The 21,727-nt window shown below is 68.0% G+C and carries 17 protein-coding genes; all 17 read left to right on the forward strand.

Translation table 11 applies throughout. The features are described from left to right. Nucleotides 1-3: 3 nt before the first annotated feature. Nucleotides 4-990, forward strand: a complete 987-nt coding sequence (fliG, locus tag IAE58_RS04500) for a flagellar motor switch protein FliG (RefSeq protein WP_108751550.1) — start codon at nucleotides 4-6, stop codon at nucleotides 988-990. Beyond that, nucleotides 987-1,628 carry a FliH/SctL family protein gene (locus IAE58_RS04505; protein ID WP_108749561.1) on the forward strand — a complete coding sequence of 214 codons (642 nt, stop codon included), beginning with the start codon at nucleotides 987-989 and terminating at the stop codon, nucleotides 1,626-1,628. Before fliG ends, IAE58_RS04505 begins: the two co-directional genes overlap by 4 nt. Beyond that, a complete protein-coding gene (gene fliI, locus IAE58_RS04510) occupies nucleotides 1,625-3,007 on the forward strand; it encodes a flagellar protein export ATPase FliI (protein WP_199934718.1) in 1,383 nt (460 codons plus the stop codon). Before IAE58_RS04505 ends, fliI begins: the two co-directional genes overlap by 4 nt. 3 nt (nucleotides 3,008-3,010) lie before the next feature. After that, nucleotides 3,011-3,478, forward strand: a complete 468-nt coding sequence (fliJ, locus tag IAE58_RS04515; protein WP_199934717.1) for a flagellar export protein FliJ — start codon at nucleotides 3,011-3,013, stop codon at nucleotides 3,476-3,478. After that, nucleotides 3,478-4,659: a flagellar hook-length control protein FliK gene (locus tag IAE58_RS04520; protein WP_199934716.1), complete on the forward strand. Its 1,182-nt coding sequence runs from the start codon at nucleotides 3,478-3,480 to the stop codon at nucleotides 4,657-4,659. Before fliJ ends, IAE58_RS04520 begins: the two co-directional genes overlap by 1 nt. Nucleotides 4,660-4,816: 157 nt before the next feature. After that, the gene (locus tag IAE58_RS04525) at nucleotides 4,817-5,332 is read left to right on the forward strand and encodes a flagellar basal body-associated FliL family protein (RefSeq protein ID WP_108749557.1); all 516 of its coding nucleotides are present in this window, start codon (nucleotides 4,817-4,819) and stop codon (nucleotides 5,330-5,332) included. A 10-nt stretch (nucleotides 5,333-5,342) separates the two neighbouring features. Beyond that, nucleotides 5,343-6,347 carry a flagellar motor switch protein FliM gene (gene fliM, locus IAE58_RS04530; protein ID WP_199933409.1) on the forward strand — a complete coding sequence of 335 codons (1,005 nt, stop codon included), beginning with the start codon at nucleotides 5,343-5,345 and terminating at the stop codon, nucleotides 6,345-6,347. Beyond that, nucleotides 6,344-6,679, forward strand: a complete 336-nt coding sequence (gene fliN / locus IAE58_RS04535) for a flagellar motor switch protein FliN (protein ID WP_108753035.1) — start codon at nucleotides 6,344-6,346, stop codon at nucleotides 6,677-6,679. The genes fliM and fliN overlap by 4 nt, the downstream gene beginning before the upstream one ends. Next, nucleotides 6,676-7,083, forward strand: coding sequence for a flagellar biosynthetic protein FliO (gene fliO, locus IAE58_RS04540; protein ID WP_199933408.1), 408 nt, complete (start codon nucleotides 6,676-6,678; stop codon nucleotides 7,081-7,083). Before fliN ends, fliO begins: the two co-directional genes overlap by 4 nt. 1 nt (nucleotide 7,084) lies before the next feature. After that, entirely contained in the window at nucleotides 7,085-7,861 is a 777-nt protein-coding gene (gene fliP / locus IAE58_RS04545) for a flagellar type III secretion system pore protein FliP (RefSeq protein ID WP_199933407.1), read from the forward strand. A 69-nt stretch (nucleotides 7,862-7,930) separates the two neighbouring features. Continuing rightward, complete coding sequence (locus IAE58_RS04550; protein WP_005413254.1) at nucleotides 7,931-8,200, forward strand: flagellar biosynthetic protein FliQ; 270 nt, start codon at nucleotides 7,931-7,933, stop codon at nucleotides 8,198-8,200. Nucleotides 8,201-8,213: 13 nt separating this feature from the next. After that, complete coding sequence (gene fliR / locus IAE58_RS04555) at nucleotides 8,214-9,005, forward strand: flagellar biosynthetic protein FliR (protein ID WP_108749552.1); 792 nt, start codon at nucleotides 8,214-8,216, stop codon at nucleotides 9,003-9,005. Nucleotides 9,006-9,173: 168 nt separating this feature from the next. Next, the gene (locus IAE58_RS04560) at nucleotides 9,174-11,291 is read left to right on the forward strand and encodes a bifunctional diguanylate cyclase/phosphodiesterase (RefSeq protein WP_199933406.1); all 2,118 of its coding nucleotides are present in this window, start codon (nucleotides 9,174-9,176) and stop codon (nucleotides 11,289-11,291) included. Between the two features lie 261 nt (nucleotides 11,292-11,552). Beyond that, nucleotides 11,553-13,385 carry an AAA family ATPase gene (locus IAE58_RS04565; protein ID WP_233614857.1) on the forward strand — a complete coding sequence of 611 codons (1,833 nt, stop codon included), beginning with the start codon at nucleotides 11,553-11,555 and terminating at the stop codon, nucleotides 13,383-13,385. A 2-nt stretch (nucleotides 13,386-13,387) separates the two neighbouring features. Continuing rightward, a complete protein-coding gene (locus tag IAE58_RS04570; protein ID WP_233614856.1) occupies nucleotides 13,388-14,041 on the forward strand; it encodes a 4Fe-4S cluster-binding domain-containing protein in 654 nt (217 codons plus the stop codon). Nucleotides 14,042-14,045: 4 nt separating this feature from the next. Beyond that, the gene (locus IAE58_RS04575; RefSeq protein WP_233614855.1) at nucleotides 14,046-20,369 is read left to right on the forward strand and encodes an AAA domain-containing protein; all 6,324 of its coding nucleotides are present in this window, start codon (nucleotides 14,046-14,048) and stop codon (nucleotides 20,367-20,369) included. Then, nucleotides 20,366-21,715: a hypothetical protein gene (locus tag IAE58_RS04580; protein ID WP_199933405.1), complete on the forward strand. Its 1,350-nt coding sequence runs from the start codon at nucleotides 20,366-20,368 to the stop codon at nucleotides 21,713-21,715. Before IAE58_RS04575 ends, IAE58_RS04580 begins: the two co-directional genes overlap by 4 nt. The last annotated feature ends 12 nt before the right edge of the window (nucleotides 21,716-21,727 follow it).

The following is a 21,727-nucleotide window of genomic DNA, read 5'->3' on the forward strand; positions in this document are numbered from 1 at the left end:
CAACTGACCGGTGTGCAGCGCGCTGCGGTGCTGCTGCTGTCCCTGGGTGAACTGGATGCGGCCGAAGTGCTGCGCCACATGGAACCCAAGGAAGTGCAGAAGATCGGCATCGCCATGGCCACCATGACCGACATCACCCGCGAGCAGGTGGAACGGGTGATGGACCAGTTCAGCCAGGAGCTGGGCTCGAAGACCTCGCTGGGCGTGGGTTCGGACGACTACATCCGCAACATGCTGGTGCAGGCGCTGGGCAGCGAAAAGGCCGGCAATCTGATCGACCGCATCCTGCTGGGCCGCAACACCACCGGCCTGGACGCGCTGAAGTGGATGGACCCGCGCGCGGTGGCCGACCTGGTGCGCAACGAGCACCCGCAGATCATCGCCATCGTGATGGCCCATCTGGAAACCGACCAGGCCGCCGATGCACTGAAGCTGCTGCCCGAACGTACCCGGGTGGACGTGCTGCTGCGCATCGCCACCCTCGACGGCATTCCGCCCAACGCGTTGAACGAACTGAACGAGATCATGGAACGCCAGTTCGCCGGCAACCAGAACCTGAAGTCGTCCAACATCGGCGGCGTGCAGTGCGCGGCCAACATCCTCAACTTCATGGACAGCGGCCAGGACCAGGCGATCCTGGGCGAGATCGCGCGCATCGACGCGCCGCTCAGCGGCCGCATCCAGGACCTGATGTTCGTGTTCGACGATCTGGTGGATCTGGACGACCGCGAAATGCAGCTGGTGCTGCGCGAAGTCAGCGGCGAGCGCCTGGGCCTGGCCCTGCGTGGTGCCGACATCAAGGTGCGCGACAAGATCACTCGCAACATGTCCCAGCGCGCCGCCGAAATCCTGCTGGAAGACATGGAAGCACGCGGTCCGGTGCGCCTGTCCGACGTGGAAGGCGCGCAGCGCGAGATCCTGGCCATCGTCAAGCGCATGGCCGATGAAGGCACGGTCACCATCGGCGGCAGCGCGGAGGCCATGCTGTGAGCAATGTCGTGCGCTGGCTTGCCCCGGACCTGCTGGCCCAGCCCGAACCCGAGCTGGAGCAGGAGGATGTGTTCGAACTGACCGAACCCGACCCGGAGCACGAGCCGGAGCCGGTACTGCAGCTGCCCACGCTGGAAGAGATCCAGGCGATCCAGGACAGCGCGGAAAAGGAAGGCTTTGCCCAGGGCCACAGCGATGGCTACGGCCAGGGCCAGGCCGAGGTGCGCCGCCTGGTCGCGCAGATCGAAGGCATCCTGGACAACTTCAGCCGCCCGCTGGTGCGCCTGGAAAATGAAGTGGTCGGCGCGCTGGGCGAGCTGGCCGTGCGCATTGCAGGCGCGCTGGTCGGCCGTGCCTACGAGGCCGACCCCGCCCTGCTGGCGCAGCTGGTGGGTGAAGCCGTGGACGCAGTGGGCGGCGCCACCCGCGAGGTGGAAGTGCGCCTGCACCCCGATGACATCGCCGCGCTGTCGCCGTTGCTGACCCTGTCACCGCAGCAGCGGCTGGTGCCCGACACCAGCCTGAGCCGCGGCGACCTGCGCGTGCACGCCGAAGCGGTGCGCGTGGATGGCACCCTGGAAGCACGCCTGCGCGGCGCCCTGGATGCGGTGATCCGCCAGACCGGAGCCAATGCATGAACACCGAACCGCACCTGCCGCCGCCGGCGGACTGGACCGTGGCCCGCAACCTGCGCCTGGCCGGCCGTCTGGACAGCCTGCGCGTGGACACCGCACACGGCCGCGGCCTGATCCGTGAGGGCGTGCTGCGCCGCGCGGTGGGCCTGACCCTGGAAGCGGTGGGCTGCGAAGCCCCGTTAGGCGCCAGCTGCAAGGTGGAAGTGGTCGATGGTGGCTGGGTGGATGCCGAAGTGGTCGGCTTCGCCGGCGAACGCACCTACCTGATGCCCAGCGCCGAACTGCACGGCCTGCTGCCCAACGCACGCGTGGTGCCCTCGGCGCGCCGTGGCGGTGTGGAAGTGGGCGAAGGCCTGCTGGGCCGGGTGATCGACAGCGACGGCGTGCCGCTGGATGGCAAGGGCCCGATCCGTGCCGAAGGCCATGTCGGCATGGCCGGCGTGTCGATCAACCCGCTGGCGCGCGAACCCATCACCCAGCCGCTGGACGTGGGCGTGCGCGCGATCAATGCGCTGCTGCCGATCGGCCGTGGCCAGCGCGTGGGCCTGTTCGCCGGTTCCGGTGTCGGTAAGTCGACGCTGCTGGGCATGATGACCCGCTACACCGCCGCCGACGTGATCGTGGTCGGGCTTATTGGTGAGCGTGGCCGCGAAGTACGCGATTTCGTTGAAACCACCCTGGGCGAAGAAGGCCTGCGCCGCGCGGTGGTGGTGGCCAGCCCGGCCGACCGACCGCCGCTGGCGCGCCTGCACGGCGCCTACCGGGCCACCGCCATTGCCGAATGGTTCCGCGACCAGGGCCTGAACGTGCTGCTGCTGATGGATTCGCTCACCCGCTTCGCCCAGGCCCAGCGCGAGATCGGCCTGTCGGTGGGTGAACCGCCCACCACCCGTGGCTACCCGCCGTCGGTGTTCGCCAAACTGCCGGCGCTGGTGGAACGTGCCGGCAACGGCGCCAAGGGGCGCGGCTCGATCACCGCGTTCTACACCGTGCTGACCGAAGGCGATGACCCGCAGGACCCGATTGCCGACGCGGCACGCGCGATCCTGGACGGCCACATCCTGCTCTCGCGGCGGGTGGCCGACAGTGGCCTGTACCCGGCCATCGACGTGGAATCGTCGGTCAGCCGCGTGGTCACGGAAATCGCCGACGAGCCGTGGCGCCTGCGCATCCGCAAGTTGAAGCGCCTGGTGTCGGCCTATTCGGCCAACCGCGACCTGATCGCCATTGGCGCCTACCAGCGCGGCAACGATGCTGCGACCGACGAAGCACTGGAACGCTGGCCGGAAATCATGGAATTCCTCAGCCAGGACGTGGCCAAGGCCGCCGATCTTCCGCACAGCCAGGCCGCGCTGCAGCGCCTGGTGAAACAAGAGAACTAAGCCATGACACAGTCCAAGCGCATCGACCCGCTGCTGAAGCGGGCGCAGGAACACGAAGACGCGGTGGCCCGCGACCTGGCCGAGCGCCAGCGCGTGCTGGATACCCATCTGTCGCGGCTGGATGAACTGCGCCGCTATGCCGAGGAGTACGCGAACGCACAGATGGCCGCCACCAGTCCGGCGCAGCTGCTGAACCGCCGTGCCTTCCTGGACCGCCTGGACAGCGCGGTGGAACAGCAGCAGCAGACCGTGAACGGCAACCGCGAAAAGGTGGAAGCCGAACGCGCGCGCCTGATCCTGGCCAGCCGGGACAAGGCCGTGCTGGAACAACTGGCCGCCAGCTACCGTGCACAGGAAAAGGTGGTGACCGACCGCCGCGACCAGCGCGAGATGGATGACATCGGCGCACGCCGCGCGCGCCTGGCGCAGGCCGCAGACGCCGACAGCGACCCGCAGGGAGGCCGCGCGTGATGCCTTCCCTGTTGACCGGCAACAGCACCGCCGCTGGCACCACCGGTTCCACCGGCAGCAGTTCGCGCAGCAGCCGCAGCGACGGCAGCAGCGGCAGCGGTTTCGACCAGATGCTGCAGGGCGGCGGCAATACGCCTGCGGCCAAGACCGCCAGCACCCCGTCGAAGCCGGCGAACAAGGCGAGCAACGCCGATGCGGGCAATGCCGATGCGCGTACCCCGCCAGCCAGTTCAACCGATGCCACCGACCCCGATGCGGCAACGACCGAGGTGGCCGCCGGCACCACTGACACCCCCGCGCCGGCCACCGACAAGGACGCCGCCACCGACAGCGACGACGCGCCCTGGCCACCACTGGGCCTGGCCGGGCTGGCGCTGATGGTGCCGCCGGTCGCAGACCCCAGCGCGCCTGCATTGCCCACCGCCACGGGCACCGATGCCGACGCGCTGCCCAGCGCCGCGCCTGCGGCGCTTGCCACGCTGCCCGCCGCGGCCACCACCGCTACGCCGGCCACCGCGCCTGCGGCCACGGGCGTGGCCACCACCACTACCGCAGCGGATGCCGATGGCGAAGCCATCGAACTGCCGCTGCCCGGCACCGTGCTGGCACAGACCGCGCTGGATGGCGCAGACGATGCGGACAGCCTGTTCGGCAGCGACCGCAGCATGACCGCACCGCTGCAGGTGGCCCTGCCCGCCGCCCTGCAGGACCTGAAGGCCGCGTTGGCCAGCACGCCGGTGTTCAATGGCGAACCCACTCCCACCCCGGTGCTGGGCGATGATGGTTTCGACCAGGCCATCGGTGCACGCGTCGGTTGGCTGGCGGACCAGAAGATCGGCCACGCCCACATCACCCTGAACCCGGAAGACCTGGGCCCGGTGGACGTGCGCCTGCAGATGAACGGCGACAAGGTGCATGCCAGCTTCAGCAGCCCGCACGTGGATGTGCGCCAGGCATTGGAAAGCAGCTTGCCGCGCCTGCGCGAACTGCTGGGCGAACAGGGCTTCCAGCTGGCCCACGCCGATGTGGGCCACCGCAACAGCGGCGACGGCGGAACGTCGGGCCAGAGCACCGGCAGCGGCAACGGCCGGATCGGTGACGGAGAACCGTCGCTGGGCGACACCACGGTGTCGGCAGCGCAGCTGATCCGCCAGCGCGGATTGCTGGACGCCTACGCGTAACCGGTAGCGGGGGGGGGGGGCCGCGGCGCCGCCCCCCCCCCCCCGCCCCCCCCCCCGGCCCCCCCGCTACCGACGGAATTCCGTCGCCGCCCTTCCCCGCCACTGCGGCACACCCCTTGCATAGCCCTGTGAAGCAACCCCTGAGGAGCTTCACCCCGTGGCCGCAGCCGCTGACAAAACCAAGAAGACCGCCGACAAGGACAAGAGCGCCAAGCCGCGCAGTCCTCTGCTCATCACCGCCCTGGTGGCCGTCCTGGCCGCAGGTGCCGCCGGCGCCGGCGTCTGGTTCTTCACCCAGAGCAAGCACGAACCGGCCACCGCCGAAGCCCCTAAGAAGGGCGCCACCCCGGCCCCGGCCCAGTACTTCGCGCTGGAACCGGCCTTCGTGGTCAATCTGAACGGCCCCATTGATGGCCCGCGCTACCTGCAGGTGGAAGTGCAGCTGATGACCCGCGACGCCGCCGCGCTGGAGGCGATCAAGACCCATGCGCCGGCACTGCGCGCCAACCTGCTGATGCTGTTCTCGCAGGTCAGCCCCGAGCAGATTGCCGACGTGGCCGGCAAGCAGAAGCTGCAGGGCGAAGCGCTGGCCGCCGTGCAGAAAGTGCTGAAGGCCGAGACCGGCAGCAACGGCGCCGACGATCTGCTGTTCACCAGCTTCGTGACCCAGTAAGGGCCTACCGATGAATGACCTGCTGTCCCAGGATGAGATCGATGCCCTGCTGCATGGCGTGGACAGCGGCGCGGTCGAAACCGAGCCGGAGCCGCCGTCCGGCGAAGCGCGTTCGTACGACTTCGCCAGCCAGGACCGCATCATCCGCGGTCGCATGCCCACGCTGGAAATGGTGCACGAGCGTTTCGCCCGCCTGTGGCGCATCGGTCTGTTCAACCTGATCCGCCGCTCGGCCGAACTGTCCGTGCGCGGCATCGAGCTGATCAAGTTCAACGACTACATGCATTCGCTGTATGTGCCGACCAACCTGAACCTGATCCGCTTCAAGCCGCTGCGTGGCACCGGCCTGATCGTGTTCGAGCCGACCCTGGTGTTTGCCATCGTCGACAACTTCTTCGGCGGCGACGGGCGCTACCCCACCCGCATCGAAGGCCGCGAATTCACCGCCACCGAAATGCGGGTGATCCACCTGCTGCTGAAGCAGACCTTCGCCGATCTGCGCGAAGCCTGGGCGCCGGTGATGGAAGTGGATTTCGAATACATCAATTCGGAAATCAATCCGCACTTCGCCAACATCGTCACCCCGCGCGAATACGTGGTGGTGTGCCGCCTGCACGTGGAACTGGACGGCGGTGGCGGCGATATCCACGTCACCCTGCCGTATTCGATGCTGGAGCCGATCCGCGAACTGCTGGACGCCGGCATCCAGAGCGATCGCAACGACCGCGATGCCAGCTGGGGCGTGATGCTGCGCGAACAGCTCAACATCGCCGAAGTCACCCTGTCCAGCGTGCTGGCCAGCAAGCGCATGACCCTGCGCGACCTGACCCAGCTGAAGGTGGGCGACATACTGCCGATCGAGCTGAACACCCAGGTGCCGCTGTGCGTTGAAAACATTCCCGTGTTCACCGGCGAATTCGGCATCGCCAACGGCATGAACGCCGTGAAAGTCACCGCTACCCATCCGCCGGGGACCCGCCCGCGCGTACCCGTCATCCAGGAAGACCCGCAATGAACGATATCGACGCCCTCGAACCGACCCCGGCCCAGTTCGGCAGCCTGCAGGCCGATGAAACCCAGGGTCCGGACCTGAACCTGGACGTGATCCTGGACGTGCCGGTGACGCTGTCGCTGGAAGTCGGCCGCGCCCGCCTGCCGATCCGCAACCTGCTGCAGCTCAACCAGGGCTCGGTGGTGGAACTGGAACGCGGCGCCGGCGAATCGCTGGACGTGTTCGTCAACGGCACCCTGATCGCCCACGGCGAAGTGGTAGTGATCAACGACCGCTTCGGCGTGCGCCTGACCGACGTGGTCAGCCCGAGCGAGCGGATCCGGAGACTGCGTTGAACCTGCTGCTCGCCACCGCGCAGGCCGCTGCGAAGGCAACGCCGCAGATCGGCCAGCATGCCGCCACCGCACCGAGTCTGTTCGGTGCGGTGCTGGCCCTGCTGGCCGTGCTGGCCCTGGTGATCGGCCTGGGCTGGCTGCTCAAGCGCCTGCCCGGCAGCGGCTTCCGCCCGGCCGAAGGCATGAAGCTGGTGGCCAGCCTGACCGTTGGCGCCAAGGAGCGCGTGGTGGTAGTGGAAGTGAACGGCCAGCAGCTGCTGCTGGGCGTCACCGCCGGCAGCATCAACACCCTGCACACCCTGTCCGACCCCCTGCCGCCGCCGGCGCCGGTGCGCGTGCCGGACCTGAAGAACCTGCCGAATTTCGCCCAGCTGCTGCAACAGCGGCTGCGCAAGGACCCCTGACATGCGCGTGACCCGTTCCCGCTTCGCCACCCTGATGCCGTGGCTGTTGTTGATCGCCCTGTGCCTGCTGCCCGCGCTGGCGTTTGCCGCGGCGGGCGCACCGCCGTCGCTGCCCGATGTAAACGTGGGCAAGATCGGCGGCGCACCGGTCAGCCTGCCGCTGCAGACCCTGCTGCTGATGACGGCGATCACCCTGATCCCGTCGATGCTGCTGGTGCTGACCTCGTTCACCCGCATCATCATCGTGCTGGGCCTGCTGCGCCAGGCGCTAGGCACCGGGCAGACGCCGTCCAACCAGGTACTGCTGGGCCTGGCCCTGTTCCTGACCGCGATGATCATGCTGCCGACCTGGGACAAGGCCTGGAGCACCGGCATGGCGCCGTACCTGAACGGCGATATCGACTTCCAGACCGCCTGGACGCTGACCACCCAGCCGCTGCGCGCCTTCATGCTGGCGCAGATCCGCGAAACCGACCTGATGACCTTCGCCGGCATTGCCGGCCACGGCACCTATGCAAGCCCCGATGCGATTCCGTTCCCGGTGCTGGTCGCCTCGTTCGTCACCAGCGAGCTGAAGACCGCCTTCGAGATCGGCTTCCTGATCTTCATTCCGTTCGTGATCATCGATCTGGTGGTGGCCAGCGTGCTGATGTCGATGGGCATGATGATGCTGTCGCCGATGCTGGTGTCGGCGCCGTTCAAGATCCTGCTGTTCGTGCTGGTCGATGGCTGGGTGCTGACCGTAGGTACGTTGGCGGCCAGCTTCAATCCGGCTTGATTGCAGCAACAGCAGTCGAGCACAGCAGTCGAGCATGGCTCGACTCTACCCAAAGCAAATGGAACAACGATGTCCCCCGAACTTGCCCTGACTGAACTGCGTGGCGGCCTGATTACCGTGCTGTGGGTGGCCGGCCCGCTGCTGCTGACCGTGCTGGTGGTTGGCGTGGTGGTGGGCGTGGTGCAGGCCGCGACCCAGTTGAACGAGCCCACCATTGCCTTCGTGGCCAAGGCCGCGGCGCTGACCGCCGTACTGTTTGCGCTCGGCAGCCTGCTGATCGGCCATCTGGTCGAGTTCACCACGCTGCTGTTCCAGCGCATTCCACATCTGATCGGCTAGGAAACGCGCCGCCATGGACGCCGCCACCCAGATGGCCGCCGACGGCCTGCAGGCCTTCGGCATGATCGGCACCGTGCTGTGGACACTGCTGCGTTTCGGCGCGGTGGCCATGGCCATGCCCATGGTCGGTACCCGCGCGGTGCCGGCCCGCGTGCGGGTAATGCTGGCGGCCACGCTGTCGATCGCGCTGGCCCCGCTGCTGCCGCCGGTACCGGACTGGACCGGCTTCGACGCCGCCACCGTGCTCACCATTGCCCGCGAACTGGCCATCGGTGTGTCCATCGGCTTCCTGCTGCGGCTGATCTTCGAAGCTGGCGCACTGGCGGGCGAACTGGTTGCGCAGGGCACCGGCCTGGCCTTCGCGCAGATGAGCGACCCGCTGCGCGGCGGCACCTCCGGTGTGATCGGGCAGTGGTTCTACCTGCTGTTCGGCCTGCTGTTCTTCACCGCCAACGGGCACCTGGCACTGATCTCGCTGGTGGTGGACAGCTACCGCGCCCTGCCCATCGGCGCGCCGTTGCCCGACCCGCATGCCTTCTTCAGCATCGCCCCCACCTTCCTGCTGACCGTGCTGCGCGGCGGCCTCACCCTGGCCATACCGCTGGTGGTGGCCATGCTGGCGGTCAATCTGGCCTTCGGTGTGCTGGCCCGCGCCGCGCCCGCACTGAACCCGATCCAGCTGGGCCTGCCGGTATCGCTGCTGCTGGGCCTGTTCCTGCTGGCACTGCTGGCCGGTGAAATGGGCCCACCGGTGCAGCGCATGTTCGACGCTGCGTTCGAGGCCGCTGGCGCCGTCACTCAGTGAGAACTTCATCACATCTTGTTGATTGCCCTGCCCCCCCTGTAACGCGTTACAGTGAATGGGCGGCGACCAAGGGGACGCCGCGCGCGGCCCGCGTTCTGTACGGCCGCTTGCCGTAGCCTTGCCCCACCGTAGTTTTTCCGTTGACAGGCAGGTCCGGGAGACTGACGAATGCTGGTAGGCACGTACAACCCATGGCTGGTGGCCACCTCGCTGCTTGTTGCCGTCATGGCTTCGTATACCGCCCTGGCCATGGCCGGGCGCACGGTGACTGCACCTGGCCGCGGTGCCACCTGGTGGTGGCGGCTGGGCGGCGGGTTTGCCATGGGGCTGGGCATCTGGTCCATGCACTTCATCGGCATGCTGGCCTTCGACCTGCCCATTCCGCTGGGCTACGACCTGCCCATCACCCTGGTGTCGCTGGCGCTGGCCATCGCCTCGTCGGTGTTCGCGCTGTGGCTGGTGTCACTGCACACCCTGCCGCATGGCCGCCTGGCCGGTGGCGCGGTGCTGATGGGCAGCGGCATTGCAAGCATGCATTACGTGGGCATGGCCGCGCTGCGCATGCAGCCGGGCATCGATTACCAGCCAGTGTGGCTGGCGCTGTCGTTGCTGGTGGCCGTGGCTGCATCGTGGACCGCGCTGTACGTGGCCTTCCGGCTGCGCGCACAGAACACCCGCAACGTTGATCGGTTGACCGCCGCCGGCCTGCTGGGCCTGGCCATCGTGGGCATGCATTACACCGGCATGGCCGCCGCCCGCTTCCCCGAAGGCAGCGTGTGCGGTGCCGCCGTCGGCGATGGCCTGCGCAGCACCTGGCTGGCGGTGATGGTGGTGGTGCTGACCGTGGCCATCCTGGCGGTGGTGCTGGTGGTGTCCTGGCTGGAACAGCGGGTGGAAGCGCAGCTGCTGCGGCTGCGCAATTCGCTGCTCAGCACCTCGCTCACCGACGCCCAGCAGGAACTGACCCAGGCCGCCCTGCACGACCCCCTTACCCGCCTGCCCAACCGCCTGCTGCTGCAGCGCCGGATCGTGCAGGCGCTGGCCGAGGCCGAACAGCGCGGCAGCCGCTTCGCGGTGATGTTCATGGATCTGGACGGCTTCAAGCAGGTGAACGATGCCTATGGCCACCAGGCCGGCGACGCCCTGCTGGTGGCCGTGGCCGAACGCACCCGCCAGCTGCTGCGGCCCAACGACATGCTGGCGCGGCTGGGCGGTGACGAGTTCGTGCTGGTGGTGCGCATCGAACACGATGAAGACCTGCCGACCCTGGCCCGGCGCATCCTGGAAGCGGTGGGCGGCGGCCCGCTGCTGCCCGACAACGAACTGCAGGTGACCGCCAGCATTGGCGTTGCCATTTGTCCCGACCACGCCGCCAGCGAGCGCCAGTTGATGGCCTTTGCCGATGCGGCCATGTACCAGGCCAAGGAATCGGGCCGCAACGCCTTCGTGCTGTTCTCTGACTGGATGAACGACAGTGCCGAACAGCAATTCCGGCTGCTGGCCGACCTGCGCCGGGCGATCGGTACCGAACAGTTGTTCCTGCACTACCAGCCGAAGATCCGCGTGGCCTCGCAGGCCGTGGCCGGCGCCGAGGCGCTGATCCGCTGGCGCCATCCCGAACAGGGCCTGATCCCGCCGGACCGCTTCATCCGCCTGGCCGAGCGCAGCGGTGCCATCCACGATATCGGTCGCTGGGCGCTGGAACAGGCCTGCCAGCAGTTGCGTCGCTGGCACGATGCCGGCCATGACGGCTGGTCGATGTCGGTGAACCTGTCGCCGGTGCAGTTCAGTTCACCGCACCTGCTGCGCGATGTGGAAGACGTGATCGAACGCTACGCCATCACCCCGCGCCACCTGGTGCTGGAAATCACCGAGAGCACGGTGATGCGCGACACCGATACCAGCCTGCGCCTGCTGCAGAGCCTGTCGGCGCTGGGCGTGGGCATTTCCATCGATGATTTCGGCACCGGCTATTCCAGCCTGCTGTACCTCAAGCGCCTGCCGGCCACCGAGATCAAGATCGACCACGCCTTCGTGCGCGATCTGGAACACAGCCCGGAAGACGTGGTGATCGTGTCGGCCATCGTGGCCCTGGGCCACGCGCTGGACATGGATATCGTGGCCGAGGGCGTGGAAACCGCGCCGCAGCGCGCCTATCTGGAACGGCTGGGCTGTGATTACCTGCAGGGCTACCTGCTGGGGCGCCCGGTGGACCCGGCCCGCTTCATGCAGCTGCATGACCTGCCGCGGCCGCGGGTGGAGCTGGCCAACCCACCGCCGCGCTGACGCGTCCGCTCTGGTAGGTGCCAACCTTGGTTGGCACTTCTCAGCTCCGCCGGGCATGGCCCGGCGCTACCGCCCTTCTCCCGTGGGTGCCAACCGCCCCCACCTTGGTGGGTGCCAACCGCCCTGCTCTGGTGGGTGCCAACCTTGGTTGGCACAGTCGCGCCCTTCCCGCGCGGGGAAGCCAGCCGCGGCCAGCGCAGCTGGCAATTGCCCGGCATGCGCAATACGCTTTCCCGGAACATCGGTGAATGGAGTATGCGTATGTCAGGGAAGAGTACATTCGAAAGTCCGCGCTGGCACCGTGACCTGCTTCGCTTCCTGCCGCTGAAGAGCCAGTTCCTGCTGTCGGGCAATGTGCGAGATCTGCAGGCCGGCGAACTGCAGCCCGGCCTGGTCACCGCGCAGGGCTTCAACCAGCACCTGTGCACCACCCTGCTCGACGAAGGCTTTAGCCACGTGCTCGGCTGGGACCCGCTGGCCGGCTTCCGCGTTCTGAGCCGCGCAGGCGCAGAGCCCACCGACGGAGACGCCGTGCTGCGCGAGCTGGGGCTGACCCCAGCCAACGGCGCCGCGCCGGCCGGCATCGACCTGCTTTCCGCCACGCTGCCACGCTTGGTCAGCCGAAGCGGCGATCCCATTGCGCTGATTGTCGATTTTGCCTCGCGCTTGACCGTACGCAGCGACAATCTCAGCGCCGCCGAACACCAGTTGTTCACCCAGGCCCTGGTGCTGGCCCACCAGGCCCGCAGCCGTCCGGCCACAGCGGCGCGCAGACCGTTCTTCAACAGCATTCTGTGGATCGTGGAGAAGGAAGGCGATCTGCCCGATTGGCTGGTGGTGGCCAACCCCCGCATCCGCGCAGTTTCCGTCGCAAAGCCCGACCAGCAGGTGCGCCGCGCACTGGCGCCCGCCCTGCTGAAGGGTTTGGCCGGTGCGGCTACGGCCACGCCCGATGCAGTGGCAAAAGCAGTCGATGCCTTTGTCACCGAAACCGAGGGCCTGCTGCTGCTGGACCTTACCGCCATCACGCAACTGGCCCGGGTCGAGAACGTGGGCATGGAACAGATCAGTGACGCGGTACGCCGCTACAAGATCGGCGTCACCGAAGACCCTTGGCTTCGCATCGACCGCCCGCGCATCCGTGCAGCGCAGGACTATGTGCAGCAGCGGGTGAAGGGCCAGGACCACGCCGTGACCCACATGCTGGACATCGTCAAGCGCGCGATGACCGGCGTCGGCGCGCGCCGCAAAGGCAACCGGCCACGTGGCGTGGCCTTCCTGGCCGGGCCCACCGGTGTCGGCAAGACCGAACTGGCCAAGACCGTCACCAGCCTCCTGTTTGGCGACGAGGGCGCGTACATCCGCTTCGACATGTCCGAGTTCAGCGCCGAGCACGCCGACCAGCGGCTGATTGGCGCCCCGCCCGGCTACGTGGGCTACGACGTTGGCGGCGAGCTGACCAATGCCATCCGCGAGAAGCCCTTCAGCGTGGTCCTGTTCGACGAAATCGAGAAGGCCCATCCGCGCATTCTCGACAAATTCCTGCAGATACTCGACGACGGTGTGCTCACCTCCGGTCGCGGCGACCGCGTGTATTTTTCCGAGGCGCTGATCGTCTTCACCTCTAACCTTGGCATCTATCGCCAGGGGGAACATGGCGAACGGGTGGCCAATGTGCTGCCCGGCGAAGCGTTCGAACAGGTGCAGGAAAAGGTCCACGCCGAGATCGACCGCCACTTCAAGCTGGTGCTGAACCGGCCGGAGATCCTGAACCGCATCGGCGAGAACATCATTGTTTTCGATTTCATCCGCGATGAGGTCGCCGTGCAGATCTTCGAGCAGATGGTGGATGCCACCCTGCACGACCTGCATGCCCAGCAGTTGACGGTGACCCTGGCCGCAGAAGCGCGCGCCGCGCTACAGGCGCAGTGCCTGCAGGACCTGTCCAACGGCGGCCGCGGTATCCGCAACCAACTGGAGGCGCGCCTGCTGAACCCGCTGGCACGCAGCCTGTTCGACCAGGACGCGCAACCCGGCGAGCGCTTCGTCATCACCGCCGTGCAGCCTGGCGGGCTGGCCGTGGAACGGGCCTGAGCATGCAGGTCAGCCTGTCGCGCGTGCATTTCCCCATCACCACACTGGGGCCGGGCCACAGGCTGGGCATCTGGTTCCAGGGCTGCAGCATCCGCTGCCCCGGCTGCATATCGGCCGATACCTGGGGGCCGGGGCATCGCCGCATCGAGGTGGACGTGCTGCTTGAGCAGCTTGCACCGTGGTGGCAGCAGGCCGACGGGGTGACCATTTCCGGCGGCGAGCCGTTCGACCAGTTCGATGCACTCCTGGCCCTGTTGCGCGGCCTGCGCTCGCGCGGCCCGGGCGACATCCTGGTCTACAGCGGCCATGCGCTGGAAGCGTTGCAGGCGCCACTGCACCGTGCATCAGGCCTGATCGACGGCCTGATGAGTGACCCCTACCTGGCGGATGCCGGGCAGACCCGCGCGTTGCGTGGAAGCGACAACCAGCGGTTGAGCCTGCTGACCGACCTTGGCCGTGATCGGCTGTCCGAGCTTGAGCGCCCGATCCTGCCCTCCGACAAGGTGCTGGACATCATGTTCGACGAGGACGGCAGCCTGTGGATGGCCGGCATCCCCCGACACAACGACCTGCTGCGCCTGCGCGGAATGTTGCGCGCGCAGGGTCATCACCTGCAGACCAGCGCGCACGCCCCCAGCGGCGAATACGTGGAGTAACCGCATGATCCGATTCTGCCCCAACTGCCACACCGAACGCGGCCTGCATGAACTGTTCTGCGACGGTGCAATCGGCGCGCAGCCCTGCGGCTGGGACCTGGCAGGCGAGCCCATCCATGCTGATGGTTGGCGCCCGCGCACCGTGCGCACCCAGGATGAGGTCGCCGAAGCGCCGCACGACACGCGGGTGGAGGCCCACTGCAGCAACGGCCACGCACTGGAACCCGGCGACCTGCTGTGCCTGCAGTGTGGTGCCGAGCCCGCCCCCGCAGACGCAGGCGGCGCACCGCCCGTGGTCGAAGATGCCAGCGGCGGCGAAGCCGATACAGGCACCGGCGAAACGGTGATCGACCAGTGGCGGCTGCTGCGCCAGATCAGCAGCACCGATGGCATCCGCGAGCGTTACCACGCCGAGCATGCGCAGAGCGGACAGGTGGCGGTGCTCACCCTGTACCGCGCGGGCGCAGAGCCTGACCCTGCCGTCTATGATGTCATCCGACGGTTGCCGCGCGACCACGTGCCGGACATTATCGCGACCGGCCGTTGGGACGACCGTGCCTACGAGGTGGTGGAAATGCTGACCGGCGGCAGCCTGGCCGACCTCGGCAGCGTCATCGCCGATGGCGATGACGTGCGCCACGTGGTGCGCGAGCTGGGCCAGGCCCTGCATGCGTTCAACGAAGCAGGCCTGCGCCACCGTGACCTGCGCCCGGCCAGCCTGTTGGTGCGCGCGCGCGCGCCGCTGGACATGGTCATCAGCGGCTTCGGCTCGGCGCGCTTGTCCGAATACGATCTGGACATCGTTTCGCCGCTTGAAACCAGCCGCTACATGGCACCCGAAGCCATCGCCGGCGGCGTCGCCGCCGCGTCGGACTGGTGGAGCCTGGGCATGATCCTGCTGGAGCAGCTGACCGACGGCCGCTGCTTCGAAGGCACCCACGCCAACGCCTACCTGATCCACGTGCTGGCCAATGGTGTACCGATTCCGGCGGACATCGATCCTGACCTGCAGCTGCTGTTGCGCGGCCTGCTGGTGCGTGACCGCCACCAGCGCTGGCAGTGGCCGGAGGTTTCGGACTGGTTGGCCGGCATTGCCGTCGCCGCGCCACCCTCGGCCACGCAGGAGCGTGACGAGGGAGACGGCGCCAGCCTGCGCCTGGGCGAACGACGCTTCCAGCGGCCTGCGCTCTTCGCCCTGCAGGCCGCACAGGCCGAGCACTGGGACGAGGCACGTGACAGCCTGTTGCGCGGCGTCATCGTCACCTGGGCCGACCAGGCCGGGCTTCCTCCCTCCACGGTGTCGGCACTGCGCCAGGTGGTCCAGCACGAAGGCGTGGAGGAGGATTTCCGGCTGATGCTGGCACTGAAGATCCTCAATCCGGAAATGCCGCTCATCCACCGTGGCAGCATCGTCACCCCGGGCTGGCTGCTGGAGAACCCGCTGGAAGGCTACCGCCTGATCAGCGGCTCGGTACCGGACCTGCTCGAACAGCTGCAGACCGATGCCTGGCTGTCGCGGCTGAAGCTGCGCGCACAGAACGTGCGACAGCGCGCGCTGCACCAGCAGATCGACCTCATTGAAGAGGTCCTGCGTGTGTACCTGCTGTCCAGCTCGCGGGCACGCCTTGCCAGTCAATGGCAGGAGCGCCAGCGCTTGCTGCCGGATACGGACCACCCGGGACTGGCGAGCCTGGCCGAACGCCGGTTGGTGACCGAGGAAGACCTGATCGTGCTGCTCAGTGCGGCCATCGGGCAGTTCCGCTCGGTCGAGGCCATCGTCGCCGATGCCACCGCACTGGCGGCCAAAGCGGGCGTTGCCGAATGGGATGCCGCCGCGGCCACCCTGCTGCTGCAGCACCCGCGCAGCGAGCTGTACCGGGCCATGGACGAACGCATCCTGGGCTTCGCCCGATGTGGCATGCCGGTGATCGACAGCTGGGCCGAGCAGTTCCGTCTGGAACGACGCATGCCGCTGGCGCGCGCCCTGGTGGTGCTGGCCGTTCCCGGCAGCCGCTGGCAGCAGCCGCAACGGCAGCAGTACGTTGCCCAGATCCTGGATTTCTTCGAGAAGAAGGTGGTCACCGCGGTCATGCGCGGTCCGCTGGTGCGGATGAGCATCGGCAAGACCACTGCGCGGGTGGACATGCGCGAGCTGGACAGCACGCGGCGCCCTGCCGCCGCCCTGCTCGACCACCTGATGCAGCGCAACGCGCGCGCCGTAGCAGCCGATCCGGAAGCCTTCGAGCGCAGCCCAGCGGTGGAACAGCGGCTGCGTTCGCTGTTGCGGCAGAGCACCCTGTACAAGCGCGATACCGGCATCGACGGCCTGTACCTGGGCTTCCCCTTCCTGCTCAGCCGCGATCCACGCAGCACTGCACGCGCACGCATCATTCCCCTGCTGCTGTGGCCGGTGCGACTGGAGATGGAACTGGCCCAGCACGGGCTGGCCAACCTCGCCTTCGACGGCGAGCGCGAGGAAGTGCGGATCAATCCAGCGCTGGAAAGCATCGTGGGTCCGGACGCGTTCCGTCGCTGGCAGACATCGGCCGATGAGCTGCTGGGCCGCTCGTCGCTGCGTGCTTCTGACGTGATGGATGCCTTCGGCATGCTGGCTCGTGTCCGCTCACGCAGCCTGACGGCACTGCCGGGCCCCGACGTGGTGGTCGATCCGGTGGGCGATGAGCTGGAATGTGCCGCCGTCCTGTTCCATGTCACCTTCATGGGCCAGGCCATTGGCGAGGACCTTCGCCAGTTGAAGGTGCTGCCACCCAACGGCACGGGCCTGGAAACGGCCCTGCGCCTGGCGCCGCCTGCTGGCGATGCGGCAGCGGCCGCCGCTCCGGCCGAGCTGCAACGCTTCTTCACCGTCGCCAGCGACCCATCGCAGGAGGCGGCGGTCCTGCAGGCCCGGCAAGGTCCAGGCCTGTTGATCGAAGGGCCGCCGGGCACCGGCAAGAGCCAGACGATCGTCAACATGGTGGCCGATGCCATCGGTCGTGGACGCAGCCTGTTGATCGTCTGCCAGAAGCACGCCGCCCTGGAAGTCGTGCACAAGCGCCTGGTTGCCGAAGGCCTGGACCAGCGCGTGGTGATGCTCAACGACGTGAACCGCGACCGTGAACCGGTGATCCGTTCCATCCGTGAGCAATTGGAGCGCTTGTTCGCCGAGGGCAGTGGCGACCCGGACGGGCGCGCAGCGCGCGAGCGCACCGCCGCCCGTATCGAGGCGCTTGAGGGCGACCTGGATCGCTTCCAGCACAGCCTGCACCGCATCGATCCGCTCAGCCACCTCAGTTATCGCCAACTGCTGGGCGAACTGATCGAACTGGAAAGCGGCACGCCGCCCCTGGAATTCCCCGCGCTGCGACAACGCCTGGGCGCACTGGACATGGCCCAGCTCACCGCGCTGGAAGAGCAGTGCGCCCCGCTGGTGCGCTGGTGGCTTCCAGCGCGCTACGAAGACAGCCCGCTGGCGGACGTTCGCCCGTTTGCCGCCGACACCGCCACGCTGGACGCATTCGGCGAAAGCCTGCGGTCGTTCATGCAGGCCGAACAACAACGCCAGCAGACATTGGCCGAACACCCTGCCAGTTTCGAGATCGAGGACGCGGCGCCGTACCGGACCTGGATCGATGCGCATGTGACCACGTTGTTGGCCCTGCGCGACGAACAACGCCAGCGTCTGGCGCGTTGGCTGCCGCTGTTCCGCAGCGGCACCGCGGGCGAGCCGGTGGCGGGCGACCAACTTATCGTTCAGTTGCGGCGAGTCGAGCAACATCTCCGCGGCGCGCCCCACGGCAGTGCCCTGCCCGGCCTGTCGCCCGCGCTGGCCAGACGGGATGAAGCCGTCCTGCGCCAGCACGAACAGGACATTACCGAGGTGATGGGCCGTAGCCGCTGGTGGGCCCGGTTGAATCCACGCCACATCGTGCAGCGCGGCCGCCTTAACCGCCTGCTGCGCGAGCATGGCAGCGCCACGTCTGGCGTGGGACTGCCGGCCCTGCTGGGCGCCGTGCGCCTGGCGCTGCACATGAACCCGTTGCGCCACCAGTACAACAGCGCCCGTCTGGCGTTGGGACTGCCGGCGGTGGGCGACGATGGCGATGTCGACCTGCTGCCACACCTGCAGCAGGACATCACCGGGCTGCTGGAGGTGCAGACACTGGCCAGCGCCGTGGCACAGTCGCCCCGCGCCCAGCAGACCGACACCGCCATGCTGACCGCCGACAAAGCCCAGTTGCAGGTGCTGCTGGATGATCTGGACGCCTCCCTGCTCAGGCACGCCGTACGCCAGGCCAGCCTGCGCCCCCTGGCGGTACTCGACGACTGGCTCGACGAGCGGCTGGCCCAACAGTTGCGGCACAACGTCCTGCGCAACCTGGACAACCAGCTCGCGCTGGACCGTCTGCACAGCGCCCTGCCCAGCCTGGCGGCCTATCAGCAGTTCCGTGGCCGCGCCGGCCTGCTTGATGAAGGGGCCCGCCAGTTGCTGGCGCTGCTGCGCCAGCGTGAGGCGCAGTTGGATGCCTTGCCCAGCGACCAGCTGGAAGGCGCCGTGCGCCGGCTGCTGAACCGCGAAGCCCGGCTTGGTTGGAAGCATCGTATCGAGCATGCCCTGCCCGAACTGCAGTTCAGCCAGGACGAAGCCCGCGCGAAGATCACGGCCCTGGCCGAGGCCGACCGGCAGATGCGCCGCCTGAACCGGGAACTGCTGGGCAGCCACTTGGACATGGCCGCGCTGGGCACCCGCAAGCAGTGGGAAGACGTTACCCGGCTGACCGGCCGCCGGTCGCGGCGCCTGCGCGAGTTCATCGAACTGGGCAGCGCGCTGGGCCTGATGCACCTGCGCCCGGTCTGGCTGATGAATCCGGATGTGGCCAGTCGTGTGCTGCCGCTGCAGGCCGGCCTGTTCGATACCGTGATCTACGACGAAGCCTCTCAGATGCCGGTCGAGTACGCGCTTCCCACCTTGTTCCGGGGCAAGGTCACCATTGTCAGCGGTGACGAAAAACAGATGCCGCCCACGGCCTTCTTCTCCAGCCGCGTGGAAAGCGATGAGGCCGAGATGTTCGATGGCGATGAACCGGACGCCGAGGCCGACGACGCCCAACGCGAGGCCTTCGAGGACGATTGGAACCGCCGCGAGATCAAGGACTGCCCAGACCTGCTGCAGTTGGCGCGTACCGTCCTGCCAAGCACGACCCTGCAGATCCACTACCGCTCGGCGTATCGCGAGCTGATCAGCTTCTCCAACGCGTCCTTCTACGGTAACCGCCTCAACGTGCCGGTACGCCACCCGCTGGCGCGCATCCAGCAGATCAAGCCATTGCAGCTGATCCAGGTCGATGGTCTGTACCAGAACCAGACCAATGCACTGGAAGCCGAACGCGTGGTGGCCTACCTGCAGGACCTGTGGCAGGCGCCCCCGGCACAGCGCCCTTCGGTGGGAGTGGTGACCTTCAACCGCAAGCAGGCCGAGCTGATCGAGGACCAGATGGAACAGCGGGCCAGCGAGGACGAGCCCTTCCGCCTGGCCCTGCAGCAGGAGCGCGAGCGCATCGTGCAGGGCGAGGACATGTCGGTGTTCATCAAGAACGTGGAGAACGTGCAGGGTGACGAGCGCGACGTGATCGTGTTTTCCACCACTTTCGGCCGCAATGGCCAGGGTACGTTCCGGCGCAACTTTGGCGTGCTCGGCCAGACCGGCGGCGAGCGGCGGCTGAACGTGGCCGTCACCCGTGCCCGGCAGAAGGTGGTGATGATCACCTCGATGCCGATCAACGATGTGTCGGACCTGTTCGCGACCCAGCGCGCCCCCGCCAGCCCGCGCGACTACCTGCAGGGCTACCTGGCCTATGCCCGCGCCCTGTGTGCAGGGGAATTCGAGGCCGGCACGCGCCTGCTCGGCCGCCTGCAGACCGACCGCAGCCATGTTCCCACCGCCGCGCGCGGCGCGCAGGACGGGTTCGTCGCCATCGTGGGCGACTATCTGCGATCGCTGGGCTGGGCGGCCAATCCGGCCAACGAGGGGGATGCGTTCGGTCTGGATTTCGCCATTGAAGACCCGAGTACCGGCCTGTACGCCATCGGCATCGAATGCGATGCACCCAGTCACGCCCTGCTGCAGCGCGCCCGCGCCCGGGAAATCTGGCGCCCGGCAGTACTGGGGCGCGCCATTCCCAGGCTGCACCGCGTGTCGTCGCAGGGCTGGTACCACGACGGTGATGGCGAGCGTGCACGCTTGCGCCAGGCAGTGGAACAGGCCATGGGGCATGCCGACCCCTCCAGCAAACCCCTGCATGCGTCCACCCAGGAGGCGTCGGCATGAGTGGTCCGAAGGTGGTCCGCATCCAGTCCGAAGCCGAGCTGCGCGCCCTGCGCGAGGACATGCTGCGCCTGCTTGAACGCGATGTGGAGCGCTGGCTGGAACGCGCCCACACCCTGCAGCCCCTGGAACAGACGCAGCGCACCGCCGTGTTGGCGCGCCGTGAGCGCCTGCGTGTGGCACTGACCAGCAGTGACAACGCAGGCTATGCCCGGCAGGTGGAGGCCGAGCGAGCCTGGCTACGTGCCGACCTGGACGAGCGCGAGGCGCATGCGATCGAACAGCGCATCGCCCAGCGCCAACGCAGCCGACGCCAGCAGCAGAATGCGGCGACGGTGCTCAACGCACTGCGCAGCGGCGGTTTGGCAGTGGATGCAGCGCTGTTGCAGGCCCTGACCCGGTTGGCGGAAGGCGGCACCGAAGCCGATGCAGAAGGCCTGTTGGCGCGCGCCACGCTGGCGCTTGCCGCAGACGTACCGGGCGAGGCACTCAGCCCATCACAGCGCAACCTTGCCCAGGCGCTGCGTGAGGATGGCCAAGAACGCAACGCGACCTGGCAGGCGCCGGCCGCCGAGCGTGACCCACGACTGCAGCGCATTGACCGGCACATTGCCGAGCTGCAGCTGCTGCAGGGAGCGGCACCGGCCGCTTCATTCGAGGACGCCCTGCGTGCGGCGGAGGCCGAGCCCAACACGCAGCGGCGCAATCTGCTGCTGGACAGTCTGGTGCTCGATCTGGCCAGCGCCGCTGCGACCTGCCGCCAGCAGCGCACTCACCTGACCCATCTGCACGACCTGGCGCACCTGCTGGATACGCTGGACGGGGACAACCACCGCGAGCTGCTGCGCCAGATTGCAGACGCCGATGCCAGCGTGTCGGCTGCCCACCTGCAGGCCTTAACCGTGTCATGCCAGCACGCCATCGATCACTACCACCAGGTGCAGGCCGCTGCGTCGCGTCGTGCCGTCCTGCTGGCCGGCCTGGCCGAGCTGGGCTACGAGGTCCGCGAAGGCATGGCAACGGCCTGGTCCGACCAGGGGCGTGTGGTGCTGCGTCGACCGGCCAGCCCGGGCTACGGCGTGGAACTGGGCGGCAATGCCGGCAGCGGTCGGCTGCAGATCCGCGCCGTGGCGATGCACACCGAGCGCGACCGAAGCCGCGACCGCGACGTAGAAGCCATCTGGTGCGGCGATTTCTCGCGTCTCAAGGCACAGCTGCATGCGCAGGGCAGCGACCTGCAGATCGAGCGCGCGCTGGGCGTGGGCGAGGTACCGCTGAAGGAAGTGGAGGCCAGCCCAGAGCCCGCCCGCGTGCTGTCCGGCTCTGCCAGCCGCCCACGCCAGGCCTGATCCGCCGGGCAT

The sequence above is a fragment of the Stenotrophomonas sp. S49 genome, from assembly GCF_016624905.1.
Taxonomy (GTDB): Bacteria; Pseudomonadota; Gammaproteobacteria; order Xanthomonadales; family Xanthomonadaceae; genus Stenotrophomonas.

Excerpts from the sequence above, each read along its gene's own strand:
- fliR (WP_108749552.1), top strand. The coding sequence starts at position 8,214 with ATGGACGCCGCCACCCAGATGGCCGCCGACGGCCTGCAGGCCTTCGGC.
- IAE58_RS04580 (WP_199933405.1), top strand. The coding sequence starts at position 20,366 with ATGAGTGGTCCGAAGGTGGTCCGCATCCAGTCCGAAGCCGAGCTGCGC.
- fliM (WP_199933409.1), top strand. The coding sequence starts at position 5,343 with ATGAATGACCTGCTGTCCCAGGATGAGATCGATGCCCTGCTGCATGGC.
- fliJ (WP_199934717.1), top strand. The coding sequence starts at position 3,011 with ATGACACAGTCCAAGCGCATCGACCCGCTGCTGAAGCGGGCGCAGGAA.
- IAE58_RS04565 (WP_233614857.1), top strand. The coding sequence starts at position 11,553 with ATGTCAGGGAAGAGTACATTCGAAAGTCCGCGCTGGCACCGTGACCTG.
- fliI (WP_199934718.1), top strand. The coding sequence starts at position 1,625 with ATGAACACCGAACCGCACCTGCCGCCGCCGGCGGACTGGACCGTGGCC.
- IAE58_RS04550 (WP_005413254.1), top strand. The coding sequence starts at position 7,931 with ATGTCCCCCGAACTTGCCCTGACTGAACTGCGTGGCGGCCTGATTACC.
- IAE58_RS04560 (WP_199933406.1), top strand. The coding sequence starts at position 9,174 with ATGCTGGTAGGCACGTACAACCCATGGCTGGTGGCCACCTCGCTGCTT.
- fliN (WP_108753035.1), top strand. The coding sequence starts at position 6,344 with ATGAACGATATCGACGCCCTCGAACCGACCCCGGCCCAGTTCGGCAGC.
- IAE58_RS04575 (WP_233614855.1), top strand. The coding sequence starts at position 14,046 with ATGATCCGATTCTGCCCCAACTGCCACACCGAACGCGGCCTGCATGAA.
- IAE58_RS04570 (WP_233614856.1), top strand. The coding sequence starts at position 13,388 with ATGCAGGTCAGCCTGTCGCGCGTGCATTTCCCCATCACCACACTGGGG.
- IAE58_RS04520 (WP_199934716.1), top strand. The coding sequence starts at position 3,478 with ATGCCTTCCCTGTTGACCGGCAACAGCACCGCCGCTGGCACCACCGGT.
- fliP (WP_199933407.1), top strand. The coding sequence starts at position 7,085 with ATGCGCGTGACCCGTTCCCGCTTCGCCACCCTGATGCCGTGGCTGTTG.